The sequence below is a fragment of the Desulfoconvexum algidum genome (genome assembly GCF_055382125.1).
Genome location: NZ_AP042394.1, coordinates 2,185,766 through 2,204,904, shown reverse-complemented (window position 1 = coordinate 2,204,904; position 19,139 = coordinate 2,185,766). Strand labels below are relative to the sequence as shown.

At 43.8% G+C, this 19,139-nt stretch carries 16 protein-coding genes; 10 read left to right on the top strand and 6 right to left on the bottom strand.

The features are described from left to right. Window positions 1-95: 95 nt before the first annotated feature. The 8 genes from ACZ45G_RS10055 (at window position 96) to ACZ45G_RS10020 (ending at window position 9,717) form a co-directional block, all read left to right on the top strand. Window positions 96-4,544, top strand: coding sequence for an FAD-dependent oxidoreductase (locus tag ACZ45G_RS10055; RefSeq protein ID WP_464177623.1), 4,449 nt, complete (start codon window positions 96-98; stop codon window positions 4,542-4,544). A gap of 13 nt (window positions 4,545-4,557) precedes the next feature. Further along, window positions 4,558-4,983 (top strand): hydrogenase iron-sulfur subunit, encoded by a 426-nt coding sequence (locus ACZ45G_RS10050; protein WP_464177621.1) that lies wholly within the window; start codon window positions 4,558-4,560, stop codon window positions 4,981-4,983. Between the two features lie 14 nt (window positions 4,984-4,997). Continuing rightward, on the top strand, window positions 4,998-5,945 hold the full coding sequence (locus ACZ45G_RS10045; RefSeq protein WP_464177619.1) for a 4Fe-4S dicluster domain-containing protein: 948 nt from the start codon (window positions 4,998-5,000) through the stop codon (window positions 5,943-5,945). A gap of 16 nt (window positions 5,946-5,961) precedes the next feature. Continuing rightward, window positions 5,962-7,014, top strand: coding sequence for a 4Fe-4S dicluster domain-containing protein (locus ACZ45G_RS10040; RefSeq protein ID WP_464177617.1), 1,053 nt, complete (start codon window positions 5,962-5,964; stop codon window positions 7,012-7,014). Window positions 7,015-7,035: 21 nt separating this feature from the next. Continuing rightward, a complete protein-coding gene (locus tag ACZ45G_RS10035) occupies window positions 7,036-7,881 on the top strand; it encodes an FAD/NAD(P)-binding protein (protein ID WP_464177615.1) in 846 nt (281 codons plus the stop codon). A 169-nt stretch (window positions 7,882-8,050) separates the two neighbouring features. Continuing rightward, window positions 8,051-8,368, top strand: coding sequence for a TusE/DsrC/DsvC family sulfur relay protein (locus ACZ45G_RS10030; protein WP_464177613.1), 318 nt, complete (start codon window positions 8,051-8,053; stop codon window positions 8,366-8,368). An 87-nt stretch (window positions 8,369-8,455) separates the two neighbouring features. Then, window positions 8,456-8,914, top strand: coding sequence for a siroheme decarboxylase subunit alpha (gene ahbA, locus ACZ45G_RS10025; RefSeq protein ID WP_464177611.1), 459 nt, complete (start codon window positions 8,456-8,458; stop codon window positions 8,912-8,914). Then, entirely contained in the window at window positions 8,911-9,717 is an 807-nt protein-coding gene (locus ACZ45G_RS10020; RefSeq protein WP_464177609.1) for a nitrilase-related carbon-nitrogen hydrolase, read from the top strand. The genes ahbA and ACZ45G_RS10020 overlap by 4 nt, the downstream gene beginning before the upstream one ends. Window positions 9,718-9,790: 73 nt before the next feature. Here ACZ45G_RS10020 and ACZ45G_RS10015 read toward each other — a convergent pair whose 3' ends face one another. Genes ACZ45G_RS10015 through ACZ45G_RS09995 form a run of 5 tightly spaced genes read right to left on the bottom strand, consistent with a single transcriptional unit; the run spans window position 9,791 to window position 13,453 of the window. After that, entirely contained in the window at window positions 9,791-10,738 is a 948-nt protein-coding gene (locus ACZ45G_RS10015) for an MlaA family lipoprotein (protein ID WP_464177607.1), read from the bottom strand. After that, a complete protein-coding gene (locus ACZ45G_RS10010; RefSeq protein WP_464177605.1) occupies window positions 10,735-11,373 on the bottom strand; it encodes an MlaC/ttg2D family ABC transporter substrate-binding protein in 639 nt (212 codons plus the stop codon). Before ACZ45G_RS10010 ends, ACZ45G_RS10015 begins: the two co-directional genes overlap by 4 nt. Before the next feature lie 41 nt (window positions 11,374-11,414). Further along, a complete protein-coding gene (mlaD, locus tag ACZ45G_RS10005) occupies window positions 11,415-11,867 on the bottom strand; it encodes an outer membrane lipid asymmetry maintenance protein MlaD (protein WP_464177603.1) in 453 nt (150 codons plus the stop codon). Window positions 11,868-11,897: 30 nt separating this feature from the next. Beyond that, entirely contained in the window at window positions 11,898-12,656 is a 759-nt protein-coding gene (locus tag ACZ45G_RS10000; protein ID WP_464177601.1) for an ABC transporter ATP-binding protein, read from the bottom strand. 5 nt (window positions 12,657-12,661) lie between these two features. Then, a complete protein-coding gene (locus ACZ45G_RS09995; RefSeq protein WP_464177598.1) occupies window positions 12,662-13,453 on the bottom strand; it encodes an MlaE family ABC transporter permease in 792 nt (263 codons plus the stop codon). A 181-nt stretch (window positions 13,454-13,634) separates the two neighbouring features. On the opposite strand from ACZ45G_RS09995, the gene ACZ45G_RS09990 reads away from it, so the two are divergent. Both ACZ45G_RS09990 and ACZ45G_RS09985 read left to right on the top strand, forming a co-directional pair. Continuing rightward, window positions 13,635-14,108: a hypothetical protein gene (locus ACZ45G_RS09990; protein WP_464177595.1), complete on the top strand. Its 474-nt coding sequence runs from the start codon at window positions 13,635-13,637 to the stop codon at window positions 14,106-14,108. A 1-nt stretch (window position 14,109) separates the two neighbouring features. Next, the gene (locus ACZ45G_RS09985; RefSeq protein ID WP_464177593.1) at window positions 14,110-18,378 is read left to right on the top strand and encodes an acyl-CoA dehydratase activase; all 4,269 of its coding nucleotides are present in this window, start codon (window positions 14,110-14,112) and stop codon (window positions 18,376-18,378) included. Here the strand turns inward: ACZ45G_RS09985 and ACZ45G_RS09980 are convergent. Beyond that, entirely contained in the window at window positions 18,348-19,004 is a 657-nt protein-coding gene (locus tag ACZ45G_RS09980) for a hypothetical protein (protein ID WP_464177591.1), read from the bottom strand. The two genes, ACZ45G_RS09985 and ACZ45G_RS09980, sit on opposite strands and share 31 nt — an antisense overlap. Window positions 19,005-19,139 lie beyond the last annotated feature (135 nt).

The window sequence follows — 19,139 nt, the reverse complement described above, 5'->3', positions numbered from 1 at the left end:
AATTAATTAATAAATTGTGCTATAAGTTTTTAATAAAAAGGGTAAAAAGAACCTACTTTTGATTTTGTATGATTAAAAACAGGAGATAAATAATAATGAGCTCAGAGAAAATCGGATCAGTAGCGGTGATTGGTGGCGGTATATCCGGCATGCTGTCAGCCCTTGATCTAGCAAATTCCGGGTATTATGTTCATTTGGTGGAAAAAAGTCCGTCCATTGGCGGTGTCATGTCTCAACTTGACAAAACTTTTCCAACAAATGACTGTGCCATGTGAATTATTTCCCCCACACTGGTCGAGGTCGGCCGGCACTTAAACATTGATTTACTAACATTATCCGAAGTAGTGGATATCTCTGGCGAAGCTGGGAATTTTGAAATAACCCTGAATAAAACGCCAAGATACATTGACACCGCCAAATGTACAGGATGTGGTGAATGTGCAGATGCGTGTCCTGTTACTCTGCCAAGCCTTTTTGAACAGAGGCTGGCAAACCGGCAGGCTACCTACAGACCATACGCCCAGGCAGTGCCCGGAGCGTTTTCAATCACAAAAAAAGATAAGTCTCCCTGCACCAATGCTTGTCCCAACAATGTTAATGCCCATGCATATGTTGCCTTGGCAGGACAAAAAAAATATAGAGAAGCGCTTGAGGTTATCACAAGAAATCTTCCCCTACCCGGGGTCATCGGAAGAATATGTCCCCATCCATGTGAAGATGCCTGCAGAAGGCAGATGGTTGAAGACTCCATTTCAATATGTAAGTTAAAGAGGTTCATAGCTGATAAGGTCGATATTCATGACCTTGAAATCCCTGAAATTGAACAAAGAGATGAAAAAGTCGCTGTTATCGGAGCAGGTCCGTCGGGACTTACGGCTGCTGCATATCTTGCAAGAAATGGTGTTCAGGTCACCATTTTTGAAGCGCTTCCTGCAGCAGGTGGAATGCTTAAGGTGGGAATTCCTGATTACAGACTACCACCGAAAGTTCTTGAAAATGAGATCTCATATATTACTGATAAGCTTGGTGTGGAAATAAAATACAACACAAGGCTTGGAAAAGATATAACATTCGACTCGCTTTCAGAGAATGGATATAAATCTGTATATATTGCAGTGGGATGCCACAAGGGTATGGAACTTGGCATTTTAGGAGAAAAAACACAGGGCGTTATTCCAGGTGTTAAGCTTTTAAAGGAAGTTGCCCTGGGAGAATTCAAGGGTCTTCATGGCAAGGTTGTAATAGTCGGCGGTGGTGATGTTGCCATAGATGCAGCAAGAACTGCTCTTCGTGTTGGTGCTGACAAGGTGACCATACTTTACCGACGTACAGAAACTGAAATGCCTGCAAGCAATGAAGAGATAGAAGATGCCAGGGAAGAGGGTATTCTCATTGACTTTCTTGTTGCACCCAAAGAGGTTGTTGAAGAAAACGGTAAAGTATCAGGTATCAAATGCATTAAAATGGAGCTTGGTGAACCCGATGACAGCGGCCGCCGCAGACCTGTCCCCGTTGAAGGAAGTGATTATACGATTGATGCAGATTATATCATACCTGCCATTGGCCAGAGAACAGATACATCCTTTAATGATGATTCCTCAGGAATCACAATAAATAGATGGGATCAGATTGAAGTTGACCCCATCACCTTTGAAACTGACAAAAAAGGTATTTTTGCAGGTGGTGATGCCCAGACAGGGGCCTCCATTGCCATAAATGCTGTTGCTGCAGGAAATGAAGCAGGAATATCCATTTTAAGATACCTTAATGGAGAAGATCTGAAACAGGGCCGCGAACCTGTTGAGTTTGCTCAAAAAGATTTTAACAAAATACCTGAAAAGATCAAACCTGTTCCAAGACAGATCATGAACAAAATATCCATGGAAAAGAGGCTGAATAGTTTTGACGAGGTTGAGGTTGGCTTTTCTGAAGACCAGGCCCTTACCGAGGCCAATAAATGCCTTAACTGCATGGTCTGCTGTGAATGTTATGAATGTGTAAAAGCTTGCGGAGCCGGGGCTCTTACACTGGAAACCCATTTAGAGCTGCCTGAAACAAAAACGTTTACCACGGGTTCAGTTATACTTTCCCCTGGTTTTACAGCCTTTGATCCTTCAAAGTTTGACAATTATGGATATGCCAATCATCCCAATGTAATGACCGCAATGGAATTTGAGCGGATCCTTTCAGCCTCAGGTCCCACAGCTGGTCATTTAACGAGGATGTCAGACCACAAGGAACCCAAAAAAATAGCCTGGTTCCAATGTGTGGGATCAAGGGACATGAACAAGTGCGACCACAAATATTGTTCCTCTGTCTGCTGCATGTACGCCCTGAAAGAAGCCGTTATTGCTAAGGAACATCAAGGAGATGACTTAGATTGTGCTATCTTCTACATGGATATGCGGACCCATGGCAAAGATTTTGAACGATATTACAACAGGGCCAAGGACCAGGGAATTCGATTCCAGAGAACTAGGGTTCATACGGTTGTACCCATGGGGGACACAGGTGACCTGAAGATCACCTATACCGATGACGACGGCAAAAATATTGAAGAAATCTTTGATATGATTGTTCTGTCCGTCGGTCTTGAAATCTCCCCTGAAGTCGTTGATATGGCCAAAAACCTGGGCATTGAACTCACCGACGGAAATTTTGCCAAAACCACCAGCTTTAAACCGGTGGAGACCAGTAGAAAAGGCATCTTTGTTGCCGGCGCTTTCCAGGGACCCAAGGATATTCCCCAGGCGGTTGTGGATTCCTCTGCTGCTGCCGGAGAAGCAGGGGCACTGCTGGCAAGTGCCAGAAATACACTGACCAAAATTCCAGAGGTGATCCCGGAAACAAATATTGTGGGAGAACGCCCCAGAATTGGGGTCTTTGTCTGTAACTGCGGCACCAATATAGCCGGGGTTGTAAATGTACCCGAGGTCCGGGACTATGCCGCCACCCTGCCCTATGTTGAATATTATTGTGATAATCTATATACATGCTCCCAGGATACCCAGGATACCATGACCCAGATTATCAAGGACAATAAGCTCAACCGAATTGTTGTGGCGGCCTGCACCCCGAAAACCCATGAGCCGCTTTTTCAACAGACCCTGATAAATGCCGGGTTAAATAAATATTTGTTTGAAATGACCAACATCCGAAACCAGGCGTCCTGGGTCCACAAAAACTCACCGGAACTTGCCACCCAGAAAGCCAAGGATCTGGTGCGCATGGCCGTGGCCAAGGTGGCGCTCATGGAACCCCTTGAAGAAGCAGAACTCCAGGTCAAACCCGTTGCCATGGTCATCGGCGGCGGTCTATCCGGAATGGCCGCGGCAAAGAACCTGGCAGAACAAGAGTATGAAGTCCATCTCATTGAAAGGGATGCACAACTCGGCGGCCAGGCCAACAAGCTCTATCATACCTATAAGGACGAAATAATTGCAAAAGAGCTTGCACAGCTTATCACGGATGTTCAAGAGAATGAACGAGTGAACATCCATCTCAACACAAGTCTTGAAAATGTGGAAGGATTTGTGGGTAGTTTTAAATCAGAACTGCTAACCGACAAAAAAACCTCCTCCCTTGAACACGGGGTTGCGATTATTGCAACGGGTGCACATGGGTTGACGCCCACAGAATACTGTTACGGCGAAGATGAGCGAATCATGACCAGCCTGGATCTGGACAAACGATTCATTGACAAGGACCCAACGCTTAAAACCCTATCCTCTGCGGTGTTTATTCAATGCGTTGGATCACGGGAAAAGGAACGTCCATATTGTTCCAGAGTCTGCTGCACCCATTCCATAGACAATGCCCTGGAACTTAAAAAACAGAATCCCGACATGGCAATTTTTATTCTCTATAGAGATATTAGAACCTATGGAGAGAGGGAATATAAGTATCAGCAGGCCCGTGAGGCCGGGGTCATTTTTATCCGGTATTCCGTGGACAATAAACCCAAGGTGACACTCAAGGACGGACAAGTTCTCATCACCGCAAGAGATCATGTGTTGGGACGGCCCATTGAAATTGAAGCCGATCTTGTGACCCTGGCCACGGCCATTGTGCCCAATAAAGATGAACGGTTGGCCAACTTCTTTAAGGTTCCCCTTAACGAAGACGGGTTCTTTGTGGAACGCCATGCCAAACTGGGGCCATCGGAATTTGCAACAGACGGTGTTTTTCTTTGCGGACTTGCCCACTATCCCAAACCCATTGATGAAGCCATTGCCCATGGACAGGCGGCGGCATCCCGGGCCGTCACCCTCCTGGCAAGAGAAACGGTTCATACCAGTGGTAATGTGGCAAGTATTGATCCCATGGTCTGCAGTTCCTGCGGGGTGTGTGTCTCCATCTGCCCCTACTCCGCGCCTGCCTTTGAAACCAGCGGCCGGTTTGAGGGCACCGCCCAGATCAATCCGGTTTTGTGCAAAGGATGCGGATTGTGCGTAGCATCTTGCAGATCCGGTGCCATCCATCTCAAGGGTTTTGACACAAATCAGATATTTGCACAAATTTTTGCGCTGAATGAAGCAGTATAAGGAGAGTTCAATAATGACACAAAATAATAATACAAAGATCGTTGCCTTCCTGTGCAATTGGTGCAGCTATGGCGCTGCTGATCTAGCTGGCGTCAGCAGGATGCAATACCCTGCCGATACCCGGATCATAAGATTACCATGTACCGGCAGTTTGAATCCTAAATATATCTTGTCTGCCCTCAGGGAAGGTGCTGACGCTGTCTGGGTGTCCGGTTGACATCCCGGTGAATGTCATTACCTGGAAGGTAATTATTATGCACGCAGGAAATTTGCTTTAATGGGCAGCCTCTTGGAGCACATGGGCGTCGAAAAGGACAGAGTTCATTTCTCCTGGATCTCTTCGGCCGAAGCCACGAAATTTGTGGACGTGGTCAGAGAAATCTCTGAAAAAGTAAGCGCACTGGGGCCCAATAAAAAATTTGTAAAAGACTATAACTAAAAAAGGTTATTTTTATGGATACCTGTATCAAAAAAATAAGAGAGCTTGCTGCCGACCTCCTTGACAAAGGGGAAGTGGAACGAGTGATTGGCTTTGCTAAAGGAACCATTCCCATGGCAACCAGTCCCATTTCCATTGGATCAAAGCAAGAGGTGGATAAACTTGTTTTTAACTCAACCTGCGGACTCAATCTTGCCAATTTTGCTAGAAACCTTAAGGGTAAAACAGCAATCATTGCCAAAGGATGCGATTCAAGAAACATTGTCACCCACATTGTAGAAAATCAAATCAAACGCGATCAAATATATATTATTGGCGTTCCTTGTACCGGCATGGTGGATAAATTTAAAATTGCCTCTCGTTTCAAAGATGAAATTACCCAATTTGAAGAAGCGGGTGACACCCTGACGGTCTCGTCATTGTCCGAGACAAAAGAATTAAAAAAGCAGGATTATCTGCGGGAAAACTGTTCGCTTTGCACCCATAGAAACCCGGTGCTATATGATGTTCTGGCCGCAGAATTGATCGAAGAACAAGTGCTGGAAAATCCGTTTCCCGACGTGGATCGCATTGAAGCCCTGGATCCCGAGGCTAAATGGCAGCATTTTAGCGATCTGACAAAAAATTGTATCCGGTGTTATGCCTGTAGAAATGCCTGTCCCCTTTGCTATTGCCCCACTTGTTTTGTGGACGAAGCCGGCCCCCAGTGGGTGGGAAAAGGACAGAACAAGACAGATGTGGACACCTTTCACTTTTTAAGGGCCTTCCATTGCGCAGGACGATGTACCGATTGTGGTGCCTGTGTTGAAGCCTGCCCCATGGGGATCAATGTCAGGGATTTTACCCGAAAGCTGAACAAAGATGCGTTGGAACTCTTTGGCTGGGAAGCCGGGCTTGACATCACCAAACGGCCTCCTCTGGATACTTACAGTCCGGATGATCCCAATGATTTTATCAAGTAAATAAAAAGGGCAAATAATGAAATTTATAACGATTGATAAAAAGGACTGGACCCAGGGCATTGATAAATCCCGCAAGACCTATCAGCTTTTTGGTCCGGTTACAGATGAGAATGGCTGTAAAATAAAGGAACTTGATACAGATGTCGCACCGGATATGGACTACCATGAATCGGTCATGTCTGCAAAATCGGTGCTCTTCCCCCAGACAGAGACCCTTTTAACCGCAAATCTTGACGAATCGGTTGAAGATCACCATGTCATGAAACGGGCCGAAAACACCTATACCCCCCGAGCAATTTTGGGTATCAGACCCTATGATGCAAAAGCCATCCTCCTGGTAAAACTGAACTTTGACACAGATGACTATAGAGATCCCTATTGGTGTGACGCCTATGAAGCCACCACCCTGGTGGGTCTTGGTATCACCAAACCCGGGCCCTTTGATTTTTCTACATCCGTTGGGTGCGGTCCTTTTTGTGAAGAAGGGCTGGATATTTTGCTGGCGGATCTTGACGACCACTATCTGGCAAAGGTTCTCACCCCCAAAGGTGAGGCCTATGCCGTTGCCTGCGGGTTTGACGTAGCAGCAGATGATAAGGAAAGCCAGGCCTTGTTTGATATTTTGCAATTAGAAGCAGAAAAAAATATTACCTCATCCATTGAAACGGATAAGCTCAAGGGAAAAAATCTTCTGGATCTCCATGAGGCTCCCTTTTGGGATGATATTGCATTTGCCTGTATCAATTGCGGCACCTGTACCTATGTTTGTCCCACCTGCTGGTGCTTTGATATCCAGGATGAGGTCAAACAAAAACAAAGTTCACGGTTTAGAAACTGGGATACCTGCATGTCTCCTCTATTTACCCGTCATGCCACAGGGCACAACCCCAGAGGCGAGAAGGTTCAAAGAGTCCGGCAACGGTTCATGCATAAACTTAAATATTTTCTGGATAAATATGACCAGGGAATCATGTGTGTCGGATGTGGCCGGTGCGTAAAAAGCTGTCCGGTTAATATCGACATCCGCCAGGTTGCTCATACCATGAACACTTTTGAGAAAAAAGATTAGCGAACGAAAGGAGCCAAAAACATGGAAAACCCCTATTTGCCGTATCCAGTTCGCATTGATGATATCCAAATTGCAACTGAAGACAATTCCCTCAAAACCTTCAAATTTGTTTTTCTAAATGAAGGGGATGAAGAAAAATTTGCTTACCATGCCGGACAATTTGCAGAATTATCCATTCCCGGCGTAGGTGAAATTCCCATTGGCATCGCCTCATCCCCGGTTGAAAAAGGATTTGTGAAATTCACCGTTTTTAGAGCAGGTGTGGTGACCTCCTATCTTCACAACATGAAGGTTGGGGACATCATGGGAATCCGAGGCCCCTTGGGCAACTGGTATCCCTGGGACAAACTTGAAAACAAAAACGTTGTCATCATTGGCGGTGGATTTGCCTTTACCACTTTAAGATCTTCCATTGTATACATGCTGGATCCGGCCAACCGGTCGAAATTTAAAAATATCGATGTGGTATACGGTTCCAGATCCCCGGGAATGCTGCTTTACCGGGAAGAGTTGTTTGAATGGGAACGTCGCGATGACATCAACATGCACATCACCGTGGACGGCACCGATGACCCTGACTGGAAATACCATACGGGATTTGTTCCCCAGGTGGTTGAGCAAAACGCACCCAAAGCCGATGAAGATACCTATGCCATCATCTGCGGCCCACCCATTATGATTAAGTTTACCCAGCCCTCCCTGACCCAGTTAGGGTATAAACCCCACCAGATTATCATGTCCCTGGAAAACAGAATGAAGTGCGGTATCGGGATGTGCGGCCGGTGTAATATTGGGAAAGAACTGGTATGTAAAGACGGGCCGGTCTTTACTCTTGAGCAAATTAACCAGACCCCGAAAGAGTATTAAACTTGTTAATTTTTAAAGGGCAATTTTTTTTTAATTGTCCGATTCTTTGTTGACAAGTATTGGATGCTGAGATATGTTAAGTTTTCAATTATCGGTACGACTATTGAAGCCAAGACAGTTATGTCTTAACATGATAGAAAAAATAACTTTTTACTGGAGGAACTTTTAAATGGCAACACAGGAGTTTAGCGGAAAAACATTCGAAATAGATGAAGATGGATTTCTTCTTGATTACAATCTTTATTGTGAAGAGTGGGTAGAGTATGTAAAAGGCCAGGAAGGAATTGAAGAAATGAATGACGAACACTGGCAGTTGATTAAAGTTCTTCAAGACTATTACGAAAAAAATGGAATTGCGCCCATGGTTCGTGTTCTGTCCAAACTTACAAAATTCAAACTCAAACACATCTATGAATTATTCCCCTCAGGACCTGGTAAAGGTGCTTGTAAAATGGCCGGTCTTCCTAAACCGACCGGATGTGTATAGTTAAATACCTATCCGTACTTTTTTTTAGTTGATAAAGGCTCTGTTTTATTTAAGCAGGGCCTTTATTTTTAACGGCCCCGGGAGTTGATGATGCCCTTGCTTGATGAAACCAATAAAAAAATTCTCAACACGATTCAGCTTGATTTTCCCATTGATCCAAGACCCTTTAAAAAAATCGCCGAGAAGCTTAATCTCTCTGAAGATGACCTCCTTCACAGGATCAAGACCATGAAAGATGAGATGCTGATCAGAAGAATTGGGGGTAATTTCAGTCCTGACCGGCTTGGCTACCATTCAACCCTTTGTGCAGCCATGGTGGAAGCGGCCAAAATAGATCTGTTTACCCAAACAGTGAATACCTATTCAGGGGTGACCCATAACTACCGGCGGGATCACACCTTTAATATCTGGTTTACCTTTATCGCCCCTTCCGTAGACATCATCAAAAAAAGTCTTGAGGAAATCTCTGTAAAAACCGGGGTAAAGACCATATTGAACCTGCCGGCCACCCGGGTATTTAAAATCTCTGCCAATTTCAAGGTATGAAACCGCTTCGGCTTGCCCTTGTGGTTCAAAGGTGTATCCCGGGCGCATTTGAAAAAAATCTGACCGCAAGCCTTAAGGCCGTCTCCCATGCTGCCAAACAAAAGGCTCAGATGGTGGTCTTTCCTGAAATGAACCTGTCCGGATATCTGACAGGTCCAAAAATTTCATCTATTGCACAACCCGTATCCCAAAAACTTTTGCAAACCTTATCTGATGCTGCCGATGAATTTGATATATCTATCCTGGTTGGAATGGCAGAGGCAAAAGAAAATCAAATTTTTGCCACCCATCTTGTTTTTTCCCCAAAAAGCCCCATGGAGCAATACCGCAAAATTCATATGGCTCCCAATGAACAAGAATATTTTTCACCGGGAAATGAAATAACACTTTTTAGGAACGATACCCTCTGTTTTGGTATTCAGCTTTGCTACGATGCACACTTTCCTGAACTTTCCACAGCCATGGCGGTTCAAGGCGCTGATATTATTATTATCCCCCATGCCTCACCCCGGGGCACCCCAAAAGAAAAATACAAGTCATGGATGCGGCATTTAACTGCCAGGGCCTTTGATAACGGGGTGTTTATCGCAGCGGTTAATCAGACAGGGGACAATACCCGTGGGCTCATTTTCCCCGGGTTGGCGCTCGTAATCGGCCCCGACGGAAACATCATTTCCAAATTTATGGATCCAGATGAAAAAATTCACATTGTCGATATTGACCTTGACGCCCTGGACAGGGTGAGATCTCACAGGATGCGGTACTTTCTGCCGAACCGGCGATCTGACTTGTTTGATCAATAAACAATATACACATCCTGGCCAATTAAAAATTAAATCCTTCGTCGAGAATACGGGTTCATTATTTTAGCATTTCTTATCGTTCAATTTCGCTTCTACGATTTTGAATATAGGCATTTCTCAATGCCACATAGGGATCCAGAGATGCCGCCTTTAACGCTTCGTAATCTCCAATTCTAAAAGAAGTTCTGTTAAGTTTATCGACAACGAATAAACCCCACTCAAGCTCCCAGGGTTCCACATAATTGATCGGGGTGATAAACCAGTCCCCTGCCCTTCCAATTGCATCCCGAAGGGTAGAGGGGCCCAAAATTGGCAATACCAGGTAAAACCCATCTCCAATGGCATAGGACCCAAGGGTTTGTCCGAAATCTTCGTTGGCGGTTTTCAAATTTAAATGTTTTTGGGCAAACTGGTTAAATCCCAGAATACCCAGGGTTGAATTGGCGAGGAAAACACCCATTTCATCCGAGGCTTCCTGAAGTTTACCCTGAAAAATAGTGTTGATAAATCTAACGGGAAACAACAGATTAAAGAAAAAATTATTGACCCCTTTGCGCACGGGGGTGGGAACAATAAATTTATACCCCTGTGCAACAGGTTTTAAGGCATAGAAATAGAGAACATCATTGAATGAATACATGGCATAATTAAAATAATAGAGGGGATCTGCTACCATTTGTACCGCTGCAACCGCATCATCATACTCACCAAAACTGTCCTCTTCAAAAGCATCTTCAAACGCGTCATCCCCCGTTACCCCATCCTCCTCTTGGGCCATATCTGTTTCATGCACTTTGCCGGTAGCGGTTTCACGAACATCTTTATCTGTATCGGCTTGGCCTGCTTCTGCCTGGGCCAGGAGAGTGGTATTCCTTAAAACTGAATCATCATACACGTCATCTGGCAGATTATTAAGAATAGGGCTAATTTTTAAGAAGCTCTCTTTTGACAAGACTTGCGAGGCTCTAAAGGAGAATCCAATTAAAAATAAGCAAACCAGAACAAAAACAGATTTTTTCATTTTCCAACCTTTTCCCTAAGTTCAGAAATAATGGCATCGGGTGTTTGGGATAGCCTCTGTCTGTATTGTTCTCTGTAATTTGCAGCCATGCTTACCCCGGCCACTTTTATATCATAAATTTTCCAGTCCCGGGTCTTTTTTTTTAACATCCGATAGGTGACCTGAATTTGTTTTTCTCCCTGGGCAATCTGTGACAAGATATCGGTTCTAAACATATCTTTTTTGGGTTTTAAGGGCGTGTTTTCCATATATTGGATGGTAACATTTTGAACATCTTTTCCGGCAAGTTGGGTAAAATAGGTCTGGCTGATGAGCTTGGAAAAATAATAAACAAATGTTTTTTTTTGATCCTTGGTAAAGGATTTAAATTTTTTACCAAGCGACAACCTGGAAAAAGTTTTAAAATCAAACAGTTCCATAGCTCTTGTATAAAAAAGTTGCTCTTGTTCCCCTGGGTCTTGTGTAAACTTCGGATCCTGGATGGTTGCAAGGAGTTCGTCCACAACTATCCTTAAATGATCCAGGGCTTCAATTTCAAAAGGAATACTCTGCTGTCCATCAGTTGCCAGGCCAGTGGAAACCTGGAAAAAACCAAGACCCAAACAAACAAAGGGTACAAAAAATTTTAATATCATATCCATACCTGTTTTTGATGTATTACAGAAGATCTTATATCCTATGGTTTATCTGTGGAAAAAATAAATTTCCTGACCAAAGATTCAATATCCAGGGAAGATTCTGTATTGTCAATTTCATCTCCATCTTCCAGTATATCATCGGACCCGCCCGGTGATATATCTATATATTTTTGGCCGATTATGCCGGCTGTTTTTACCGAGACAATACTATCATCGGACACTTCAATGTCCCCATTGATCAGAAAAACAACTTTTGCCACAAGCCGTTCCTTGTCTATACTGATGTTTGAAACCGTCCCAATTTCAACCCCGGCGATTTCCACCCGTGCCCCCTGTTTGAGACCAGTGGCAGAAGCGAAATAACCATGGAGCAGATACTGGTTTTTAGGGAAAAAACTGACTTCGCCAATGGCCAGGATCAAGTATCCCATGGTGATAACGCCGACAATAACAAATAGGCCCACATAAATTTCTATTTTTCGTCTGTTCATAATTATCCTCTTGCTGATATTTACCGAGCTTTAAGTATCGGCTGGACACAATTGTTCATCGCCACGGATAAACGCATTTACTGTATCGCTGCGTGAGTGTAAAATGTTATCTTTTGTGCCCTCAAAAATAATTTTGCCCTCATCAAGCAGGGCAATGTGCTGGGCAAGATCAAAAATTTCTGGAATATCGTGGCTGACAATAACAGCTGTAAATCCGAATTGTTCCTGGTATTCTTTAATCATGGTGTGAACCTTTTTTTTTCTCACAGGATCAAGCCCCGTGGTCGGTTCATCGAATAACACCACCTTGGGATCTGTGACAAGGGCCCGTGCAAGGGCCACCCTTTTTCGCATTCCCCCGGAAAGCTGGGAAGGAAATTTTTTCCCAATGGGACCCAGACCCAATTGGACCATTCTTGTATTTACTTTTTCTTCAATGATGGATCGTGTATCCCGGGATGTCTCGGTAAGGGGCAAGGCGATATTTTCAAAAACATTCAAAAAATCAAAGAGGGCATTTTCCTGGAACATGTAACTGAGTTCTCGTTTAAACGAAAGGCGTTCCTTTTTGGGCAGTGTGTGAAGAGGTTTGCCACCAATCAGCAATTGGCCTGAATCTTGATGAACAAGACCGATAATATGCTTGAGCAGAACCGATTTCCCCGTACCGCTCTTGCCAATCACCACCATGATATCGCCTTTATAGATGGAAAGATTAACACCTTTGAGTACCTGGTTTGCACCAAAACGTTTTTTTATGTCGACAAATTGAATCAAGGGTAAAGTCATTTTTTTTAAACCAGAAAATAGGTGATGATATAATCAACAATCAGTATACAAACGCAGGACTGGACCACAGCGTTGGTGGTTGCCATGGAGACCCCTTTGGCGCCAAACCCTCCCTTGGTGTTCAAATGGGTGTAATACCCCCGATAGCAGCAAATGGTGGTCACGACAATTGCAAATACAAATGACTTTAAAAAACCACCGGCAATATCAACCATTTCAACGCTTTGGATTACTTTGTCCATGTAAATTGCCGAATTTGTTCCCAGCAATAAAGATCCTGTCAAATATCCGCCAAAAATTCCCACCCCATCAAAGATAGCGGTTAACAAGGGAAAGCTGATAAGCGCTGCCATAATCCGTGGTGAAAATAAAAAGCGGATGGGATCGATCTGCATGGTTCTCAAAGCGTCAATTTGCTCTGATATCCGCATGACACCGATTTCAGCAGCCATGGCAGACCCCGCTCCTGCGGTGATCATAATCGCCGAAAAAACAGGGCCTAGTTCTCTTATGATGGTAAGGGATACAGCAGACCCCAAAGCCGCCTCGGAACCAAATTTTACAAGGGAATAATACCCCTGAAGTCCTAGGACCATGCCCGTAAAAGTTCCGGTCAAGATAATGACAAACAAAGATTTTGCACCGATAAACCAGATGTGGTCAATGATTTTGTCCGCTTGTATTGGCCTCACAAAAATACGGGTCACTCCTGAAATAAAAAAGAGAACAATTCGACCAATGGATTCAACAACACCCAGAGTTACTCCCCCCAATTTTTCAATATATTTTATTCCCATACACCGCCTTATATAAGGTTTGTTTATAAAATACAAGCGACCCGCAACCATCAATGGGGTGTAAAATTGTAAATATGTGTAAATGCCAATTGACACGTGGACAAAAAAACAATACGTATAGATAAATTTGCACATATTACGTATAAAAATTCTCCATTTCAAACAAGATATAGGAAAAAATATGGCCCAGAAAATAACATTGAGTATCCCGGATATGCTCCATGAAAAACTCAAGGAATGGAAAAATTCATTCAACTTTTCCAAAATGTTTCAAGAAGCAGTAACCGATGCTATTCAAAAAAAAGAGGAATTTCAAAAACGGTTTTCAGAAGAGTTTGATATGTCAGATATCATCAAACGGCTTCAACAGGAAAAACGCATCTGGGAAAAGCAATTTTATAAATCCGGAAAAAATGAGGGGATAAAATGGGCACGGTCTGCCCATTATCAAGATCTTTTATACGTAATCAACTTTGAAGACACGTATAAATTGACCAATGACCCTAAATTTAAAACTTATTTTGAAGAGGTTCACACCAAAAATGAACTGGGAAAATATGCCAATGACACTGCAGTCGATCACGAGTTGATGTTTATGGATGGATGGTTTTACGGTGTGAATGAATTTTGGGCCCAGATAAAGGAAGAAATTTAAAATGAACGATGAAGCAAAAAAAGGGTTGGGGATTCTCGGTATTGATGTGGGATCAGTATCGGTCAGTATTGCTGCCCTGGACGACAAAGGAGAGATTTTTCATCAAGCATCCGCCTATCACCACGGAGATGTAAAGCCCTGTCTTTCCGGCCTTTTAAAAAACACTGCCCTTAAAAATATCGGATATATATCCAAAACCGCCTCAAGTCCTTCCATTATTTTCTCCCATAGTATTTTTGATGAGCAGGTTTCAATGATCCGAACCGCCGTTCACCTCCATGGAAATTCATTTGCCGGAATTTTACAAATTGGCGGCGAAAAATTTTCCCTAAGCCTTTTTGATGAATTGGGCAATTACATCGGTGCAAAACATAACACCTCCTGCGCTGCCGGCACGGGGAGCTTTTTAGACCAACAGGCCGGACGTCTCGACCTTTCAAGCTCCGAGCAGATCAGCGAATACGCCTTATCAAACACCAAGGATCGCCCGGATATTGCCACCCGCTGTGCGGTTTTTGCCAAAACAGATCTCATCCATGCCCAGCAGGAAGGCTATGATATTGGTCAAATTTGTGACGGTCTTTGTTTTGGTCTTGCAAAAAACATCGCCAATACCCTGTTCAAACGAAAGAACCAGTTCAAACAAAATGGTCTGAATTCAAATGATTTTGATTCAAAAATTCTTTTTTGCGGAGGAGTGTCTAAAAATATCTGTGTAAAGAATCACCTGGAATCCATCCTGGGGATTGCATTTTTTATGGATGATGCCTCCCAGTTTTATGGGGCGATTGGGGCGGCCTTGTGCCTGAAAGATCAATTAAACCAAGGGATTCATGAACCCAAAGTTTTGAATAATCCGGATGACTATTTTATAGAAACCGCCAAAAAAGAGAGTTACCGGTATCCAAAATTGTCATTAACCCTATCGGATTATCCGGATTTTACCTGTTTTAAATCCTTTATATTTGAAGAAGTAGAAATAGATATTTACCAAGATCCAAAGGCCTCACCCATTGCCCAGGGATTCCTGGGACTGGATGTGGGATCCACCAGCACCAAAGCCATTTTAATTGATGAAAAAGGCCACCCCATTGTTGGATTTTACACAAGCACCGCATCAAGGCCTGTAATCGCCGTCCAAAAGCTCTTTAAAGCCTGTGATTCATTTTTAAGCGAATACCACCTGGATATGGACATTGAAGGCTGTGGCACCACGGGGTCCGGCAGGCGAATCAGCGGCAAAATTATTGGGGCGGATATTGAGCCCGATGAAATTACGGCCCATGCAACGGCTGCCGTAAACCTGAACAAAAACGTGGATACCATTATTGAAATTGGCGGACAGGATGCAAAATTTACCCTGCTTAAGAATGGAATGGTCACCTCATCTGTCATGAACTCGGTCTGCGCAGCAGGAACCGGCTCTTTCATAGAAGAGCAGGCAAGCAAGCTGGATTGTCCCCTGACAGATTATTCCGCAAGGACACAAGGCGTCACCTCTCCTGTTTCAAGCGACCGATGTACGGTCTTTATGGAGCGAGATATCAATCATTTTTTTGCCGAAGGCTATGAAAAAAATGAGATCCTTGCCTCTGTACTCCACTCCGTGCGGGATAACTACCTGACAAAGGTGGCCAATATTGGAAAAATCGGCAACACCATTCTTTTCCAGGGGGCGACTGCCAGAAATAAGTCCCTGGTTGCCGCATTTGAACAAAAGCTCAACAAGCCCATCCACGTGTCCAAATACTGTCACCTCACAGGAGCCCTTGGGGTTGCGCTTTTGGTTAGAGAACAAATGCTGGCCCCAAAACCTAAACACACAAATTTCAGGGGGTTTGGTCTGTGGAAAAAGCAAATTCCTGTTCGCCAGGAGACCTGCCGTTTGTGCACCAACCATTGCAAAATAACCATTGCCGACATTGACGGAGACCCCCAGGCCTATGGATTTTTATGCGGCAGGGATTATCAAACCAAAAAAAAGGTGGTACAGAACCGCTATGATCTACTGGCCCTGCGAAGGCAGCAAGCTCACATCAAATGTGATACACCGGTAACCCATGATTTTACCATTGGGATTCCCGCAGCTCTTCACCTGTTTGAAGACGTGGAATTCTGGCAACATTTTTTTTCAAATCTGGGGATACGAACCATCACCAGCAAGGGATTGAAAAATCCGGTCAAATTGGGGAAAACCATTGCGAATGCCGAGTTCTGCGCCCCGGTTGTCTCTTTACACGGACATGTGTCCCATTTGATGGAACGAGCCGACTTTGTGTTTCTTCCCTTTTATTTTGAAGACAAACCAACGCAAAAGGAATTTCGGCGGCAACATTGTTATTATACCCAGTTTTCTCCTTCCATCATCTCGTGCTTACAGCCTTTGGATCAAAAAAGGCTGATATCGCCTATTATTCAATATTTATACACCAGTTTCCATACCAAAATGCAGCTGTATAAATCCTTAAAAGCCCTGTCCCGGAAACTGTCATTTTCTTTTTTTGATATCGTGATGGCCCATGACAAGGCCATTGAATTTAAACAGCAATATACAAAAAGATTAAAGGGATTATACCAGGAACAAACCAAAGATTCCCCGGGCATCAAAGCCGTTTTTCTGGGACGACCCTATACCATTTTGTCAGCGTCCATGAACAATAATATCCCGGGAATTTTTGCAAACCTCGGGGTAAAAACATTTTTCCAGGACATGCTGGATACCAACGCTCAAGATTTTTCACTGATCCGCCCGTTGCTCAAAGAGGTTCACTGGAAACATGCAGCCAATATTCTTGAAGCCGCCTATATTGCCGCCACCACCAAAGATCTCTATCCTGTCTATATTTCTTCCTTCAAATGTTCCCCGGATTCTTTTGCAGTTGATTATTTTAAAGAAATCATGGCGCAATTTAACAAACCGTATCTTGTGCTAGAACTTGATGAGCATGATTCAAGCGTGGGATATGAAACAAGAATAGAAGCAGCTGTCCGTGCCTTTACCAATCATTATGAACAAGGGGAAAAAACCATTCCCTCAACCACCCACTCCTTTGAGCCATCCTATACCGACTCTCTGGAACAAAAAACCATTATTTTCCCCAACTGGGACCCCTTTACAGGCAAACTGCTCGTGGCAACATTGCGAAATGAAGGGTATGACGCCCTGCTGATGGAAGAAACCCAAACAACCCTCAAGCAGAGCATTCTGACCAACACAGGCCAATGTATTCCCCTCAATGCCATTGGTGCAGGGTTTATCCATACGGTCAAAAAACACGGCATAGACCCTTCCAAATCGGTTCTATGGCTCAATCATTCGGAAATAGCCTGTAATATAAAAATGTACCCCTACCATATCAACAAAATTTTCCAACGGGAACAAAATGGGTTTGACCAGGCACAAATTTATCAAGGAGAGCTGTCCTTGTTCGATATTTCCTTTAAAGCTTCCACCAATGCCTATTATGCCTATATGTTTGGCGGGCTGCTTCGAAGTATTGGCTGTAAGCTGCGCCCCTATGAGGTCAACAAGGGAGAAACAGACCAGGTTCTTGCCAGGGCCTTATCCATCATAGGCGCTGCCTTTCTCACTGGAGGATCCAAGGAAAAAGCCTTACAGGAAACCATTTCCATGGTGAAAAAAATCCAGGTCAAACGAGAGAAGAACCGTCCCAAGGTGGCCATATTTGGGGATCTTTATGTCAGGGATAATGATACCATGAATCAGGACCTGGTTCATTTTATTGAGGAAAATGGCGGGGAGGTTGTCACCACACCCTATTATAAATATATCAAAATCATTGCCAGCTCCTATTTTAAGAAATGGTTTAAGGAGGGCAAATACATGAGTCTGATTTCAAACAAAGCCCTGCTCACCGCCATGCAGACAATGGAGAAAAAATATTACAAATATTTTGAAACCATATTAGAGGAATCCGATCTTGTTGTGACCGGTTCCAATGAAAATCTTCTGGGGCAATATGGCATCTTGCCTGAGCACACCGGCGAATCCATGGACAATATCCTGAAAATTCACCACATCATCAATGAACACCCGGATTTAAGACTCCTGGTCCAGACCAATCCGGCATTCTGCTGTGCCGGGCTTGTAACCGAAGCCATGGCCGCCAAGATAGAGGCGAAAACAAAGGTGCCCATTGTCAGCATCACCTATGATGTGTCAGGCGGGAATAAAAACAAGGTGATCATTCCCTTTCTCAAATCCCAGCGAAAAGCCGCCTATTCCCACAACATGAAGGTTTCGGTCTGACGCTCCCCGGGAAGATAGGGTTTGATACTAGGATATTTACGCAAGAATTCATTTTGGAATTCAATGCGCTGGACATTGAACCTATTATGGGAGTCAACCGCCCTGCGGTACCGCAGATAGTATTCATCATAATTTTTTAAATGCTCTTTGCTTTTAGCCTCTTTAATATTATAAAAATTGGTATAGCAATAAATGAGCAGGGCTTCAAAATTATCCAGATATAGCTGAAGACTTTTATAATGAACCACAACATTTCGATTGGTGTAAAACAATTGAATCTGATACACCCAATTGAGATCTTTTTTAACAAAATAGACTTTATAATCTGTTGTAAACTTGACAAGCCTGGCGATGGCTGCCTGGTTTTCATCCATCAGTATTCTAAGGGTCCCAATAAAATCGATGGTCGATTTCAGCTCTTTGATCCGTGATTCCACCTTTGAAACCTGTTCAAGTGTGACCAGGCCTTTGTCTAAATTAAGGGTGGTTTTCTTTAAATCATCCGCTAACCGGATAACCTGGCGGGTGATGGGGGGAAAATGGGCATATTTGTTCGTTTCTTTCATTTGGGCATAGGTATAAAATTCAAAGGCCAACACCCCGGTAAAGGTGGCCAGAAATATCATAAATAAAATCATCCCTTCGGACTTTCGGGATTTAAAAATAAAATAGGGGGTGGTGACGGGGGCCAGAAGGACAGCGGCTGACCACCAAAGAGGATGTTTTTTTTTATGACATTCAAAAAACATGAGACAAGACAA